Origin of the sequence: Sabulibacter ruber, assembly GCF_017355955.1 — a bacterium.
Lineage (GTDB): Bacteria > Bacteroidota > Bacteroidia > Cytophagales > Hymenobacteraceae > Nibribacter > Nibribacter ruber_A.
Map to the genome: position 1 here is coordinate 1,554,086 of NZ_JAFFID010000001.1, position 15,617 is coordinate 1,569,702.

12 protein-coding genes are annotated in these 15,617 nt (G+C 51.6%); 10 read left to right on the forward strand and 2 right to left on the reverse strand.

Going from position 1 to position 15,617, the window contains the following annotated elements:
* Positions 1-3 precede the first annotated feature (3 nt).
* The 8 genes from JT719_RS06335 (at position 4) to JT719_RS06370 (ending at position 7,624) form a co-directional block, all read left to right on the forward strand.
* On the forward strand, positions 4-3,174 hold the full coding sequence (locus JT719_RS06335; protein WP_207431738.1) for an efflux RND transporter permease subunit: 3,171 nt from the start codon (positions 4-6) through the stop codon (positions 3,172-3,174).
* A 170-nt stretch (positions 3,175-3,344) separates the two neighbouring features.
* A complete protein-coding gene (locus JT719_RS06340) occupies positions 3,345-3,830 on the forward strand; it encodes a hypothetical protein (protein WP_207431740.1) in 486 nt (161 codons plus the stop codon).
* Positions 3,831-4,148: 318 nt separating this feature from the next.
* Positions 4,149-4,568: an EamA family transporter gene (locus JT719_RS06345; RefSeq protein ID WP_207431741.1), complete on the forward strand. Its 420-nt coding sequence runs from the start codon at positions 4,149-4,151 to the stop codon at positions 4,566-4,568.
* Positions 4,569-4,814: 246 nt separating this feature from the next.
* Positions 4,815-5,270 (forward strand): hypothetical protein, encoded by a 456-nt coding sequence (locus JT719_RS06350; RefSeq protein WP_207431743.1) that lies wholly within the window; start codon positions 4,815-4,817, stop codon positions 5,268-5,270.
* A 269-nt stretch (positions 5,271-5,539) separates the two neighbouring features.
* Positions 5,540-6,121: a YdeI/OmpD-associated family protein gene (locus JT719_RS06355; RefSeq protein ID WP_207431752.1), complete on the forward strand. Its 582-nt coding sequence runs from the start codon at positions 5,540-5,542 to the stop codon at positions 6,119-6,121.
* A gap of 155 nt (positions 6,122-6,276) precedes the next feature.
* A complete protein-coding gene (locus JT719_RS06360) occupies positions 6,277-6,669 on the forward strand; it encodes a hypothetical protein (protein ID WP_207431754.1) in 393 nt (130 codons plus the stop codon).
* A 38-nt stretch (positions 6,670-6,707) separates the two neighbouring features.
* Positions 6,708-7,094 (forward strand): hypothetical protein, encoded by a 387-nt coding sequence (locus tag JT719_RS06365; protein ID WP_207431756.1) that lies wholly within the window; start codon positions 6,708-6,710, stop codon positions 7,092-7,094.
* Positions 7,095-7,204: 110 nt separating this feature from the next.
* On the forward strand, positions 7,205-7,624 hold the full coding sequence (locus JT719_RS06370; RefSeq protein ID WP_207431758.1) for an SMI1/KNR4 family protein: 420 nt from the start codon (positions 7,205-7,207) through the stop codon (positions 7,622-7,624).
* Between the two features lie 168 nt (positions 7,625-7,792).
* On the opposite strand, the gene JT719_RS06375 is transcribed toward JT719_RS06370, so the two are convergent.
* Positions 7,793-8,602: a class I SAM-dependent methyltransferase gene (locus JT719_RS06375; protein ID WP_207431760.1), complete on the reverse strand. Its 810-nt coding sequence runs from the start codon at positions 8,600-8,602 to the stop codon at positions 7,793-7,795.
* A gap of 50 nt (positions 8,603-8,652) precedes the next feature.
* Entirely contained in the window at positions 8,653-8,814 is a 162-nt protein-coding gene (locus tag JT719_RS06380) for a hypothetical protein (protein WP_207431761.1), read from the reverse strand.
* Between the two features lie 658 nt (positions 8,815-9,472).
* Here JT719_RS06380 and gltB point away from each other — a divergent pair.
* Positions 9,473-13,978, forward strand: a complete 4,506-nt coding sequence (gltB, locus tag JT719_RS06385) for a glutamate synthase large subunit (RefSeq protein WP_207431762.1) — start codon at positions 9,473-9,475, stop codon at positions 13,976-13,978.
* A complete protein-coding gene (locus JT719_RS06390) occupies positions 13,978-15,432 on the forward strand; it encodes a glutamate synthase subunit beta (RefSeq protein WP_207431763.1) in 1,455 nt (484 codons plus the stop codon). The genes gltB and JT719_RS06390 overlap by 1 nt, the downstream gene beginning before the upstream one ends.
* Positions 15,433-15,617 lie beyond the last annotated feature (185 nt).

Below are 15,617 nucleotides of genomic sequence, written 5' to 3' on the forward strand. Positions count from 1 at the left end.
AACATGATATCTGAAGTATTTATAAGACGGCCTATTACCGCCATCGTGATCTCCATTGTGATCGTGCTGGTAGGTACGCTGGCCATGATGAACTTGCCCGTCACCCAGTACCCTGATATTTCGCCGCCCACGGTTTCGGTGTCGGCGAACTACACCGGGGCCGATGCGCAGACCATTGAACAAACCGTAGCCACGCCCATTGAAACCCAGATCAACGGTACCCCGGGCATGGCGTACCTGACCTCTACCAATACCAGTACCGGCCAGATGAACATGACCGTGACCTTTGACGTGGGCACAGACATTGACATCGCCACCCTGGACGTGCAAAACCGCGCAAGCGTGGCTGAGCCCAGTTTGCCGGAAGACGTGCGGCGTTTAGGGGTAACGGTACGGAAACGGAACCCCAGTATTCTGATGGTAGTGGGGATCTACTCCCCCAACAGAACCCACAACATCCAGTACCTGGACAACTACACCAACATCTACGTGAAGGATGCCTTGCTGCGGGTGAAAGGAGTGGGTGACGTAACCTCCATCGGTCAGGATTTCAGTATGCGTCTGTGGTTGCAGCCAGACAAGCTGGCCCAGTATAACCTGAGCGCGAACCAGGTGGTAGCCGCCATTCAGGAGCAGAACATGCAGGTGGCCGCCGGTACGGTGGGTGCCCGTCCGCAGTACAACACCCAGGCGTTTCAGTACCCTATTACCGTGAGTGGCCGTCTGGCTACCCAGCAGGAGTTTGAGAACGTGATCATCCGCACCAACCCTGAGGAAGGCTCTCTGGTGTACCTGAAAGACGTGGCCCGCGTGGAGTTCGGGCAGTTTGACTACGGCCGCCAGGCCACTATCAACGGGAATCCATCGGGGATCATGCTGATTTACCAGGCTCCTGGTTCAAACGCCGTGGAAACGGCCGCGGGCATCAACGCCGCCCTGCAGGAAATGAAGAAAACCTTCCCCGCCGATGTGGACTACATTGTCTCCTTTGAGTCTGTGACGGTGGTAGAGGTATCCATCAATGAGGTGGTGCACACGCTGGTAGAAGCCCTGATTCTGGTAATTATTGTGGTGTTCCTGTTCCTGCAGAGCTGGCGCGCCACGTTGGTGCCTATCCTGGCTATTCCGGTGTCCATCATTGGTACGTTCATCTTCTTCATTCCACTGGGCTTCACCATTAACACGTTGACCCTCTTCGGTTTTGTGTTGGCGATTGGTATTGTGGTGGATGACGCCATTGTGGTGGTGGAAGCGGTACAGCACTACATTGACCATGAGCGGCTCTCGCCGAGGGAGGCAACCCGCAAAGCCATGAAAGACATCACGGCGCCGGTAATTGCCATCGCCTTGATTCTGGCGGCGGTGTTTATTCCGGTGGGCTTTATTCCGGGGATTGTGGGCCGTCTGTATCAGCAGTTCGCCATCACCATCGCTATCTCGGTATTGATCTCGGCGTTCGTGGCCTTGACCCTTACCCCGGCGCTTTGCTCACTGATGCTGCGTCCTATGAACGTGAACCGCGAGTCCAGAGGCATTAACAAGTTCTTCTATCGGTTCAACAACTGGTTTGCCAGAACCACCGAGAATTACTCAGCGGGCGTTCGGAAAACCATTAAAGCGGCTCCGCTGGCCTTGATTCTGCTGGTGTGCTTGTATGTGGGTACCGTGGGCTTGTTCGCGAATAAACCTACCGGCTTTATCCCAACCGAGGACGAAGGCCGTCTGTTCATCTCTGTGGAGTTACCGGAAGGTTCCTCCTCGAACAGAACTCAGGCAATTCTGGAGAGAATGGCGGGCATCCTGAAAGACGTCCCGGCCATCCGAAACGCCACGTCTATCTCTGGTTTGAACGCCATCAACTTCTCGTTCAAGTCTAACAGCGGTACGTTCTTCATCCAGATGCACCCCTGGGATCAACGGCAGGACGAGTCCATGCAGTTGCAGGGCGTGATGGCCGATCTGAACAAGCGTTTTGCCGCCATTAAAGAAGCGAACATCATTGTGGTGGCACCGCCGGCTATTCCGGGGCTGGGCCAATCGGGTGGTTTCAGTTTCATTCTGGAGCAGCGCACCGCCGGTGACATCAAAGAACTGGAGCGCGTGATGGGTCAGTTCCTGGGAGCCGTGAACCAGCGCCCCGAGATTGCCATGGCTTACAGCTTCTTCAACACCCGCACGCCGGGCTACCAGGTAGACGTAGACCGCGAAAAAGTGAAGAAACTGGGCATTAACCTCACCGATGTGTACGCCACCATGGCTTCTTACATGGGTAGCCGCTACATCAATGACTTCACCCGCTACGGCCGTAACTACCGCGTGGTGGCCCAGGCCGATACCGCCTACCGCATGGACATCAGGGACCTGAGCCAGTTCTACGTGCTCAACCGCACGGGCGAGTCGGTGCCGCTGAGTGCCCTGGTAACTTCCAGAATAGTGGAAAATCCGGCGGTAATCTCCCACTACAACCTGTTCCGGTCGGTGGAGATCTCGGGTAGCGCCAAACCGGGCTACAGTAGTGGTCAGGCTCTGCAAGCCCTGCAGGAAGTAGCCGCCCAAACCTTACCGGCTGGTTACGGATTTGACTTCTCTGGCCTGAGCCGCGAAGAATTGGCCGCCGGTAATAGTACCGTGTACATCTTCTCGCTTTCCATTGTGCTGGTACTGCTGTTGCTGGCCGCGCTTTATGAAAGCTGGTCTGTTCCGTTCTCCATCCTGTTTGCCATTCCGCTGGGGATGTTCGGGGCGATTCTGGCCCTTACTTTCCTGCCTAAACTGGACAACAACGTGTACGCCCAGATTGGTATGATTACCCTCATTGGTTTGGCCGCCAAAAACGCCATCCTGATTGTGGAGTTCGCCAAGGAACGGGTAGACCGCGGCATGGAACTGATTGAAGCCACCATTGATGCCGTGAAACTGCGTCTGCGGCCTATCATCATGACGTCTCTGGCGTTCATTCTGGGGGTTGTGCCGCTGGTGCTGGCCTCCGGGGCTGGTGCCGTGTCCAGACAGACCATTGGCTGGGTAGTAATTGGCGGTATGTTGGCCGCTACGTTCCTGGCTATCTTCATTGTGCCGGTGCTGTACGTGGTGATCACCCGCCTGGCTTACGGTAAAAAAGGTTTGGCTGCCCTGCGGGAACAGCACAAAGGCATTGACTACGACCATGATTAATTTCGTTTCTGGCCCGCTTTCCTGAAAGTAGCGCCAAAACAGAACCCCATCTAAAAGCCCTGGCCCAGAGCCAGGGCTTTTTACTAGAAGCGGCACCCTGCGTTTAGGCGCTGTTTTTCAGAAATTGGCCCAGAAACGATCATCCAAAAAGAGAATTAGTACTTTCGTCTATGAACACAAACAAACCCGGGACCAAGCCCACCCTTACCCTACTCAATGGCATTGCCTTTTATCAGCTGGTGGGCGGCGCGGTGGGCCTGGTGCTGGCCATCAGGACCGGTTTTAAGATGGAAGCCGAAGCAATGTCTTCCACGGCGGCGATTTTGCTGGCTTGTATCCTTTACCTGTACTCCATTTTTTGCGGAGTTCTGTTGCTGAAACAACCGGCCAGGTATCTCACCCTCTCCATGGTGAACCAGGTTTTGCAGGTGCTCAGCCTGGGCATCGGCAGCTTTGCCTTCAACTACGTGGCCGGCCTGAAAATTGGGATCGGCGTCAACTTCCTGGAGAGCTGGGTGTTCAAGCTGCGGTTCTCCATCTCGTCGTTCCAGTTCATCCTGGGCGCAGGCACGGTATCTTCCTTTGTCACCGTTAACCTGCTGGCCCTGGTGCTCCTTTATCTGCTGGAAGTCTCCAAGGACAAACTGAGGTCCTAGCCGTTTACAACCCCTGGAGTAAAGCCCGAAAGAACCCACTGTTCTTTCGGGCTTTACTGTTTTCAGGTGGGCAGGCCAGCAGCCCGATGCCCTTTCTTAGAGAAGCGCTGGCAGGCAATCCATCGGTTCCTCAAAGCGTAGTGGTAGCATTTTTCAGCCCCTTTTCCGGAAACAGGCCTGAAACAACTATCTCTGAAACATCGGCTGTAGGGCAAACCTCTCCTCCCCTTTTCAATGGACGTACAAAACCCTGTGAGCAGGAGACCCGGAAGGATTTACCTGATTTCTGCTTTTGTACTCACCTAAAAGAACCAACTTATGAATACCTGGTGGATATATGCCTTGCTGGCGTCGCTCTTTGCCTCGTTAACGGCTATTCTGGCGAAAGTAGGCGTAAAAGGCGTGGATTCTGATCTGGCCACCGCCATCAGAACGGTGGTTGTTCTGGTCATTGCCTGGACCCTGGTGTGGGCTCGCGGGGCTACCTCTGGTTTGGCTACGCTCTCCAAAAGCAATTTACTCTTTCTGGTGCTGTCTGGGGTAGCCACCGGTTTGTCCTGGCTGTTTTACTTCAAGGCCCTGCAACTGGGGAAAGTATCGCAGGTGGCACCCGTTGACAAAGCCAGCGTTGCCTTGACCATCCTTCTATCGGTTATCTTCCTGAACGAAGCCCTTACCCTCAAAGCGGCTATTGGAGCCACGCTGATCATTGCCGGCACCTTCGTTTTGATTTGGTAGTACTGGGCCACCTTCACATCTTGCTGGATCACAGTCCGGAGCTCCTTCCTCATATCGCTACCCATGCCCTTGAGAAAATAACGAGTCCACTGGATAATCTGTGAATTACCTATATCTTGGTCTACGAATGGATTTGTTTCCCTTAACCAGAAGAAGGAAGGTAACGGAAATCTCACCTCCTTACATAGTGCTGATAACCGGAACGCATTCCATTTAGCTACAAATTAGCACCAATTGAAATTTATAATGAGAAGATTCATTTTTAGTGAAACAACAATTCAACAGTTGAAAAAAAAGAGGTACCGCTCTTCATTCTTAATGCATGCTGTTATCTATTTAACAATGATATGGATATTGTTTATAGGTAAAACAATGGACTTGGGTACTACGGAGTCAATCGTTTTTTTTATCGTAATAATAGGAATATGTTTAGGAGTGGACTTTTACACGATAAGATTATTTGAAACTGTCCTGCGCAGTCAAGAATATTTTGTCACAGAATCAGAAATCCAGAAGGTTGTAAATGGCCGGGTGATAACTGAAGTAAGAAAGGATAATATAGGCGGGATACAAAAGTTAAACGGAGGAGTTTTGATTACTTCAATAGAAAGTAGAAACAACCTTTTCATCCCGAAAGGAATTGAAAATATGGATGTGCTCATTAGTGATTTAAGGAAAACAACAGGTGCTAACAACACCTAAACGCCAGCCTCAGCCGATAGCCTCGCCCGTCGTTTAGCCACGGCTCGTTAAAAGTCATACAAAAACTTCCGCATACCTCAACAGTCAGACTGAAACATGAACGATAATAACACAAAAGGACTTTCAAGGCTGACTGCAATTTTAACTCACCTGCAAACCAGGCGTCTTTCCTGCAAAGGCACCAGATCCGGCAGGCTACTATCTTACCGGAGGTAAAGGGACTTATTGCCACACTCACCATAGAACAGGAAGCCACCGTCATAAAGTAAATGCAGAGAAAGGAAGTAGAGATATTTTATCCGGCAAGCCGTGCAGCCTGGCGAGAGTGGTTAAAGAAAAACCATCTTTCCCAGCAAGCGGTATGGCTTGTTTTCTATACGAAGAGCTCAGGTAAAAAATCCATCACCTGGGGCGAGGCGGTAGAGGAAGCGCTCTGCTTCGGGTGGATAGACAGTAAAAAAATAAAGATAGACCAGGAGACCTCACATCAGTTTTTCAGCAGACGAAAACCTGAGAGCACCTGGTCAAAAATCAACAAAGAAAAAGTTCAACGGCTAATTGCAGACGGGCATATGACAGAGGCAGGCTACAAAAGCATTGAAGTAGCCAAACAAAACGGCTCCTGGATTATCTTAGACGCAGTAGAAGAGCTGATGATCCCGCAAGACCTTGAGGTGGAGTTTGCAGCTCATCCCTCCTCAAAGGATTTTTTCCTGAGTTTGAGTAAATCAGCCAGAAAATCAATTTTGCAGTGGCTTGTGCTTGCCAAACGCCCCGAGACAAGACAAAAACGAGTCACTGAAATAGCAGAACTTGCCGCCCAGAAATTAAAACCACGGCATGTGCAATAAGAGTGGCACCTACGCCCAACCTTATATAGCCAGCCTTAGTCTCTTGCTGAGTGTCAGGCTGTCTCGCTTTATTTTCTATTTTTAAGCACTGGGTTGGATAATGCTTTGGTTATCCTAACACAGGTGATACATTCTATTGTACCTACTATTCAATAATGAGAAGAGGAATTACATATTGTATTCTGCTTTTAGTGGGATTACATCTCACCGCACTCGGTCTGGCACAAATAGATGGAATTGCTCACTTCTTTCTCGTTACCTTATTGAGGACTACATTACTATTACCCATTGGCTCATTTTACATTCTTAACAAAGAAAAGAAAGGAGATACGGTAAGGTCTGGGATTATTAAAGCTATCACACTTCTTTCAGTTGTTTACCTTAGTTTCTTGATTGACAATGTTTTCAATGAGCACACTGATCAGGTTGGTAGGTATCTAGGGAAACTATCGTTATTAACGGGCATCACAGTTGTAGGTATTCTAATAGCTTTTAACCTTTTACAGCTACTTTTTCAAAAGAAAAACGAGGTACAGCAAAGTATGTAAGGCTTAAACACCTCAGATAGCAGACCATTGGGCGCCACATGAAAATAAACCTTGAAGTGAAGGCAAAACAGGTAAAATACCTTCGGATCATATTTCACTGCTTATCTGCCCTAATTTTAATCTATCTAACTGGCAATCTGGTGGATTCATATAGAAGCCTTGAACGTGAAAACAAGATTTTGTTGGAGCAAAAAGAGGCTTATGAAAGAATTATAAGGTTAGAGAAAACAGACTCTCTTGAGAAAGAGAGCTTATTTAAAATATTAAACATTACAGATTCTTCTCTTGAAGATATAACCAATAAAAAGGAGTTAGGAATGGAGACCCACCTGTGGATATGGATTCTCTCTATCTTCTTACTTTTCAATATTTCCAAATACATTAGCAGGCACATTGAGAAGCTTACAGAAGCTGAAAAGAAATAAGTTACTGTAAATCATCTAAAAAGGGACAGCGCAACAGCAGCTAAAGCCAGCATTGGCCCAGGGCTTTGCGCGTTTCCTGCCCCAAATCGGAAAAGAAGACTAAACCAGAAATGGAAACATTAGAAAAGCTGAAATCCTTAAGTGAATCCGTTCCTAAACCGCCTACATTGCCTACAGAAAAGGAGCTGAAAAATGCCGAGGAAAAGTTAGGGGTAACGTTCCCGCCTTCCTATGTGGAGTATCAACTGAAATACTCTGACGTTTCCTTTGGCCCTTTTGAGCTCTACCAACTATTTGAAGACGGCAGCTACACAGACCTGATTTCTTCTGTGAGAGAAGTAAGGGAATATGGCCTACCAGAACACCTGCTCCCGTTCCTGGAAGATAACGGCGACTATTACTGCTTTGACCTTACCTCAAAAGGTCCTGAATACCTGGTAAGGTTCTGGTCGCACAACGGAACAACCAACGAGAAGTGGGATAACTTTCTGGATTGGGTAGAAGAATGCTGGATAGGAGAACACATATAGGCTCCTTTCCAGAAATGAGATCAAAAACCCATTCCTAAAGAGTGTCCTGCCACAAGCAAACACTACAGCATTGGGCTAAACCAGTCTTGGCTATTAACGCTTACCCGCGCTGATAACAATCAATCCCGATCAGAACACCGGTATAAAGTTCAACGCTACAATAGGACCTCAGCATTGAACGGTCACCCTTAGGTAGGTAGCCGGAATGGAGGTACTGTTGTCTGCACTTTGATTCTGGCTGGTAAACAAAGCCTCTAATTCATTCTGCAGATCCGTGGCCTTTCCATTCTTTTCGGCAGCTTCAAAGGCGTTCATGGTAGGGCCGTAGTAGTTCCTGAACTTGTCAAGGAATACCGATGGCGGATAAGGTGCGGAGAAAGTGAACGTGTCTCTTTCAAAGGAAATGTTCTCCTTTGCCACCCCGGCACCCCCGAAACGTTCCATCACATGGTCTTCCACTCCCCATAACATAGGACTGACGAAGCCCTCAGGCGGCGGCGGAGTGTAGGCAGAACTGATTCTGAGAATTTGCGCCACCAACGTAGGGTCGCCGGGAATCCAGTTGCCCATCACAATCCTTCCGCCCGGCCGGGTAATCCGCACCATTTCTTTGGCAACATCAAAGGGCTTGGGCGCGAACATCGCCCCGAAAATGCTTACCACCAGATCAAAAGCCTGGTCGGGTACTTCCTGCAGATCAGTCGCATCGCCTTCCTGGAAGGTACAATTGGTGAGGCCTTCGGCTTTTGCCCGCCTGTTCCCCGCCTCCACCAAATTCCGGGCGATGTCTACCCCTATAACGGTGGCACCCAGTTTTGCTTCTGGTATGGCCGTGGTACCATCGCCGCAACCAAGATCCAGAACGCGCATGTCTTTTTTGATCCCCAGTTTATCAACCAATGCCGCACCGCTTTCCCGCATGGTTTCGGCTAGTTGAGTGAAGTCACCTTTTTCCCATAATGCTTTGTTTGGATTCATGTGTTTAGTGGTTAACTACTAAAAGAAGAATGCAGCAAACGATTCAGTTTTCAGGTACCGGGTTCAGGTACCCAGGGTGGCTCAAAGTAGGTGGTTGGTAATTGCTTGGTGTAGGTTAGCAGTTTGGTTTCTATGGTAACTAACAAAATCTGCCAGGAATCAGCGGATGTATAATCCTCGGAGAGAGAAGCGGCCTGTTGGTAATCAGGCAAAAGCACTATAGCTAGCTTTCAGCTTCAGCTAAGATAATGGAAATCAGTCTGTTTAACAAAGCATTTTATCAATCTTATCAGTACTTACCCTTAATCCAGCCCTCAGGATAAGTTCAATAGGCCGCAGGCGGAGGGCACAACTGAAGAATAGAACCTAGAAATGGAGGGTATCATAGTAAAAGGAATGCGCAAATCTCTGTTTCCTTTTCCTATGATTTGGTTGGCTCCGCCGAAGGCTAACCCCTTTCTAACATCTTCGGCCAGATAAGTATTCCTCAAACTATTTTGTTAAATCATCCTCAGTGCACGTAACCATTTCAGAGAAAAATCCGTTTCAGGCCAGTTTTTTTTAAAAATTCAGCACAAAAACAGGCAGCACAACTTATTGATTTTCATTATCTTACCACACAAACCTACCATTCCCCATCAGTAAGCAAAATTTTTGCTTAAAAATTTTTTGAGGCTGCATTTACAAACTTTCAAACAAACAGGGGTTTAGCAAGCCAAAATTAACAACCTCGTAAATACGCCTTCATTCATTATGTAATTCTCAAACCTAACGCTTGTTTGTTGATAAAAGCTCAAATCTTGAATTGACTTTTTGAAAATTTATCTATAGCTTACTGATTCACCCTTACCCAAACGAACAAACAAAGGAATGAATCAAGCTGATGAACTTAATAGAGGGCTTTACACGCCCGAATTAGAGCACGATGCTTGCGGTGTTGGTTGTGTAGTGAACCTAGACGGTCAAAAATCACACGCTACGGTAAAAGACGCCTTAACCATGTTGAAGAACATGGAGCACCGGGGCGCCACGGGCAGCGACCCAGAAACCGGCGACGGCGCCGGAATTCTGGTGCAATTGCCTCATGAATTCTTCAAGAAAGAGCTCGCTGAGTTTGCCATTTCCCTGCCTCCGCAAGGCAGCTATGGCGTGGGCATGGTCTTTTTCCCGGCGGTATATGAAGTAAGAGAGAAATCCCGCAAGATTTTGAACAACTGCCTGCGCAAACTGGGCCTCAGCTTACTGGGTTACCGTCTGGTGCCGGTGAACGGCCAGGTGCCCGGCCACGGCGCCAAAGCCGTGGAGCCTTACATTGAGCAGGTGTTCGTGCAGCCCATTGACCCCACCATCAAAGGCGAGGACCTGGAGCGCAAATTGTTCGTGTTGCGCAACCTCATCAGCAATGAAACCCGCAAAAGCGTACGCGGCGAGAACGGCACCTTCTACATCGCCAGCTTCTCCTCCCGCACCATTATCTATAAAGGTCAGCTCAAAACCGACCAACTAGAGCGCTATTACCACGACCTGCGTCACCCCGATTTCAAATCGGCGATTGCGGTGGTGCACTCCCGTTTCTCCACCAATACCTTCCCTAACTGGCGACTGGCCCAGCCGTTCCGCTTTATTGCGCACAACGGCGAGATCAACACCATTAGAGGGAATGTGAACAAAATGAAATCAAAGGAGGCGCTCATGTCTTCTCCCCTCTTCACCGAGGAAGAGATGCAGTGGCTCATTCCCATCACCAACCCCGGAGATTCAGACTCCGCCAACCTGGATGCGCTGGTGGAACTGCTCACGCTCTCGGGCCGACCGTTGCCGCACGTGATGATGATGCTGGTGCCCGAGGCCTGGCAGAACAACCCGCACATGGACACCTATAAAAAGGCGTTCTATAAATTCCACGCGTCTCTGATGGAGCCTTGGGATGGCCCTGCCGCCCTGTTCTTCACCGATGGCACCCAGATTGGCGCCACCCTGGACCGGAACGGCCTGCGCCCCGTGCGCTACTGCCTCACCAAGCAAGGCCGCCTGATCATGGCCTCCGAAGCCGGCGCTTTGACCGTGGACCCCAAAGACGTGGTGAAACGCGGCCGCTTGCAGCCCGGCAAAATGCTCCTCGCCGATGTTTCCCAGAACCGCGTTTATGAGGACGAGGAAATCAAACAACTGGTCTGCAATGACAAGCCGTATTTTGAGTGGATTCAGAAAAACCGCATCAAATTGCGCCTTCGCCCGGAACCAGCGGTGTTGCTGGAACCCTGTACCCCTGAGGAACTGAGACAGCGCCAGAAAGCCTACGGCTATACCCGTGAGGACCTGAAAATGCTGGTAGAACCTATGGCCTCCACCGGGTACGAGCCCGTGGGCAGTATGGGCTCTGATACGCCGTTGGCCGTTCTGTCGCACCAGAGCCAGCACGTATCGCATTACTTCAAGCAGTTCTTCGCGCAGGTAAGCAATCCGCCTATTGACCCCATCCGGGAGCGTTTGGTGATGTCTTTGTTTACCCGCCTGGGTGAGTCCAAAAACATTCTGGACGAGACCGAACTTCATAGCCGCCAGGTACACATCTCGCAACCGGTACTGGACCCCGTGGAATTCCAGAAGCTGGTGTTCCTGAAGGAAGAAGGCTTTGACCATGAAACGATAGATGCCACTTTCCCTACTAAGGAAACCGGTAACCTGCAGCGTGAGATTGACCGCATCTGCGCAGAGGCCGAAGCGGCCGTGCGCGCGGGCAAAAAGATCTTGATCATCTCAAACCGCAACGTGCAACCGCAGCGGGCGGCTATTCCGTCTTTGCTGGCCGTGGGCGCGGTGCACCACCATTTGATTGAGAAACGCATCCGGACCAAAGCGGGTCTGGTGGTGGAAGCCGGCGATGCCTGGGAAACCCACCACTTCGCTACTATTGTGGGCTACGGCGCTAGCGCGGTGTATCCGTTCCTGGTGTATGACACCATCAAAGGCCTGCATGATCAGCAGAAGCTGGACAACGCGCAGCCCTACACCTATTATTTCCAGAACTTCATCAAAGCGGTAGACAACGGCCTGCTGAAGATTTTGTCCAAAATGGGAATCAGCACGCTGCAGTCGTACCAAAGCTCGCAGATTTTTGAGATTTTGGGCCTAGGCCAGGAGGTGATTGAGAAATGCTTCAGGGGCACCACCAACCGCCTGGAAGGCCTTAATTTCGAAGACCTGGAGCGGGAAGCTGTTACCAAGCACCAGTCGGCGTTCCCAGACCGGGAGAACCTGCTGGAGTCTGGTGGTTACTACCAATGGCGCCGCGACGGCGAGGAGCACTTGCTCACGCCTAAGGTGATTCACCTGCTGCAGAAATCCACCCGCTTAAACGACTACCTATTATACAAAGAATACTCCAAATCCATACGAGAGCACCAGCAGCAGACTGCCATCACGCTGCGCAACCTGTTTGAATTCCGCAAGCGGCAGTCCGTTCCTCTGGACGAAGTGGAACCCGTATCGGCCATCCTGAAACGGTTCGCTACCGGGGCAATGTCTTTCGGGTCTATCTCGTATGAGGCGCACAGCACGTTGGCCATTGCCATGAACCGCATTGGAGGCAAGAGCAACAGCGGCGAAGGCGGTGAAGACGAAGCCCGTTTCACGCCCAAGCCTAACGGAGATTCAGAAAATTCACGCGTAAAACAGGTGGCCTCCGGCCGATTTGGGGTGACCAGCCACTACCTGGCCAATGCTGATGAGATCCAGATCAAGATTGCCCAGGGCGCAAAGCCGGGCGAAGGCGGTCAGTTACCGGGTCATAAAGTAGACCACTGGATTGCGCGGGTACGTTGTTCTACGCCGGGCGTGGGCTTGATCTCGCCGCCACCACACCACGACATCTACTCCATTGAGGACCTGAAACAGCTCATCTTCGACCTGAAGAACGCTAACCCCAAGGCGCGCATCAATGTGAAGCTGGTGGCCGAAGCCGGGGTAGGCACCATCGCCTCGGGCGTAGCCAAAGCGAAAGCCGATGCCATTATGATCTCGGGCGCTGACGGCGGAACCGGGGCCAGTCCGCTGAGCTCTATCCGTCACACCGGCTTGCCGTGGGAAATCGGTTTGGCCGAAGCGCACCAGACCTTGCTCAAGAACAACCTGCGTAGCCGCGTGGTGTTGCAGACCGATGGCAAGATCCTGACCGGCTATGACCTGGCCGTGGCTACTTTGCTGGGTGCCGAGGAATACGGCGTGGCTACCGCTGCCTTGATTGTGGAAGGCTGTATCATGATGCGTAAGTGCCATCTGAACACCTGCCCGGTAGGAATCGCTACGCAAAACCCAGACCTGCGCAACCTGTTTACCGGCGATCCAGACCATGTGGTGAATCTGTTCACGTTCATGGCCATGGAGTTGCGCCAGATTATGGCGTCGCTGGGCTTTAGAACCATCAACGAGATGGTGGGCCAGTCACAGGTATTGAAAGTAAGATCTGACCTGAACCACTGGAAACTGAAGAACCTGGACCTCTCTCCTATTTTCCACCAGGAGTACGTGGCCCAGAACGTGGGTAGATATAAGCAGATTGAGCAGGACCACGAGATCAGCAAGGTACTGGACAAGAAACTCATCCGCGACCTCAAGAAAGGCAACACCGAGGTAGAGTACCGCATCAACAACGTGGACCGCTCCGTGGGTACCATGCTCTCGTATGAGATCTCCCGCAATTTCGGGAAGTTCGGTTTGCCGGAGGATAGCTTCAAAACCACGTTCTACGGATCGGCGGGGCAAAGCTTTGGGGCATTCCTGGCTCCGGGCGTCAGTTTCAAACTCTACGGCGAGGCCAACGACTACCTGGGCAAAGGCTTGTCGGGCGGGAAGCTTATTCTGCAGCCCTTCAAGGAAACCACCTACCTGCCGCACGAGCACATCATCACTGGTAACGTGGCGCTGTACGGAGCCACCTCGGGCAAGGTGTACATCAACGGCATGGCCGGCGAGCGCTTCTGCGTACGCAACTCAGGTGCCGAGGCGGTAGTGGAAGGTATTGGCGACCACGGCTGCGAGTACATGACCGGCGGCAAAGTGCTGGTGCTGGGCGCCATAGGCAAAAACTTCGCGGCCGGTATGAGCGGCGGAATGGCCTACCTCTACGCCCCAGACCCCAGCCACGTAGAGCAATGCAACCTGGACATGGTAGGTCTGGAAGAACCAGACTCAGAAGACCTGCTCTGGATTGTGCAGAAGCTGCAGGAGCACGTGGCCTACACCGGCAGCGTGCTGGCCAAAGAGTTCCTGGAGAACTGGGAAACCCACCGCAATTACTTCCTGAAAGTGATGCCGCATGACCTCAAGAAAGCCTTAACAGTAAAAGAAGCAGAAACCGAAAAAGCACTGGTGTAATGGGACAAGCAGATGGATTCTTAAAATATAACCGCGAGGTGCCCGGCACCCGCGACCCCAAAGTACGCGTAAACGATTCAAACGAGATTTACCTCCCGTTCCCCGAGGAGAAAACCAAACAACAGGCCGCCCGCTGCATGGACTGCGGCATTCCGTTCTGCCACAACGGCTGTCCGCTGGGCAACCTGATACCGGATTTCAACGATGCCGTGCTGGAAGGCGATTGGGAACGCGCGGCCCGCGTGCTGTACCGCACCAACAACTTCCCGGAGTTCACCGGCCGCATCTGCCCCGCGCCCTGCGAGAGCAGCTGCGTGTTGTCTATCAACAAGCGCCCGGTGACCATTGAGCACATTGAGAAGTCCATTGCCGAGAAGTCTTTTGAACTGGGCCTGGTGAAACCCGAGCCGCCTCAGAAACGCACCGGCAAGAAAGTAGCCGTGGTAGGTTCTGGTCCGGCTGGACTGGCCGCTGCCGCTCAGTTGAACCGCGCAGGCCACAAAGTGACCGTGTTTGAGAAAGACGAGAAAGCCGGCGGCTTGCTGCGTTACGGCATCCCGGATTTCAAGCTGGAGAAATGGACCATTGACCGCCGGTTGGCCATTCTGGAAGCTGAGGGCATCAAGTTCAAGCTCAACCGCAGAATTGGGCAGGATACCACTTTGAAGAAACTGTACCGGAAATACGATGCGGTCTTGCTCTGCATTGGGGCTACCAAACCGCGGGCTATCTCTATTCCGGGCAATCACCTCAAGGGCATCCACTTCGCCATGGATTACCTGGGCCTGCACAACCGTCGCGTAGACGGTGCCCAGATTGCGCCTGAGACCGACATCAACGCCTTTGGTAAGCACGTACTGGTCATTGGCGGCGGCGACACCGGCTCTGACTGCGTGGGTACCGCCAACCGCCAGTTCGCCAAATCCATCACGCAGCTGCAGTATCGCTTCATGCCCAGCTCCGAGCGGCACCCCACCAACCCGTGGCCAGAAGTACCCGTGACGTTCTCCTCTTCCTCTTCGCACGAGGAAGGCTGCGAGCGCAGCTGGGGCTGGCTGAACAAGGAGTTCATCGCTGATGAAAACGGGCACGTGAAAGGCTTGCGCGTGGTGGAACTGGAATGGAAGAACCAGTCGGAATACACCGAGAAACCCAACAGTGAGAAAATCCTTCCCTGCGACTTAGCTTTGATCGCGATTGGCTACGAACGCCCCGAGCACGATGCCTTCACCGCCAACTTCAAATTTGAGCTGGACCGCCGCGGTAACTTTAAACTGAACGACTGGCAAACCAACATCCCGGGCATCTTCTCGGCCGGTGACGCTTGCCGTGGTCAGTCATTGGTGGTGTGGGCCATCTCAGACGGCCGCGAGGCTGCCCGCGCCATAGACGTGTACCTGATGGGCGAATCTGAACTGCCATCCAAAGAGCTATCTAAGTACCAGCTGTTTTAATTGGTATCACGAAGCACGTATCAGGTAGCACGATAATAGAATTGAAAGCCCCGTGCTCGCCTGTTCGGCGAGGCGGGGCTTTTCGTTTTATGCCTGTTTTCTAAGAAAAAGGCCTGAAAGGCTATTGTTGCGTGAAAGCGTTCTCAGGTTCAGATCACCGTGTAATGCAGAAAAGGGGAATGGTA

Bases quoted from the DNA above. Each gene is read 5' to 3' on its own strand.
- JT719_RS06345 (WP_207431741.1), top strand. From the start codon at position 4,149: ATGAATACCTGGTGGATATATGCCTTGCTGGCGTCGCTCTTTGCCTCG.
- JT719_RS06335 (WP_207431738.1), top strand. From the start codon at position 4: ATGATATCTGAAGTATTTATAAGACGGCCTATTACCGCCATCGTGATC.
- JT719_RS06350 (WP_207431743.1), top strand. From the start codon at position 4,815: ATGAGAAGATTCATTTTTAGTGAAACAACAATTCAACAGTTGAAAAAA.
- JT719_RS06360 (WP_207431754.1), top strand. From the start codon at position 6,277: ATGAGAAGAGGAATTACATATTGTATTCTGCTTTTAGTGGGATTACAT.
- JT719_RS06365 (WP_207431756.1), top strand. From the start codon at position 6,708: ATGAAAATAAACCTTGAAGTGAAGGCAAAACAGGTAAAATACCTTCGG.
- gltB (WP_207431762.1), top strand. From the start codon at position 9,473: ATGAATCAAGCTGATGAACTTAATAGAGGGCTTTACACGCCCGAATTA.
- JT719_RS06375 (WP_207431760.1), bottom strand. From the start codon at position 8,602: ATGAATCCAAACAAAGCATTATGGGAAAAAGGTGACTTCACTCAACTA.
- JT719_RS06370 (WP_207431758.1), top strand. From the start codon at position 7,205: ATGGAAACATTAGAAAAGCTGAAATCCTTAAGTGAATCCGTTCCTAAA.
- JT719_RS06355 (WP_207431752.1), top strand. From the start codon at position 5,540: ATGCAGAGAAAGGAAGTAGAGATATTTTATCCGGCAAGCCGTGCAGCC.
- JT719_RS06340 (WP_207431740.1), top strand. From the start codon at position 3,345: ATGAACACAAACAAACCCGGGACCAAGCCCACCCTTACCCTACTCAAT.
- JT719_RS06390 (WP_207431763.1), top strand. From the start codon at position 13,978: ATGGGACAAGCAGATGGATTCTTAAAATATAACCGCGAGGTGCCCGGC.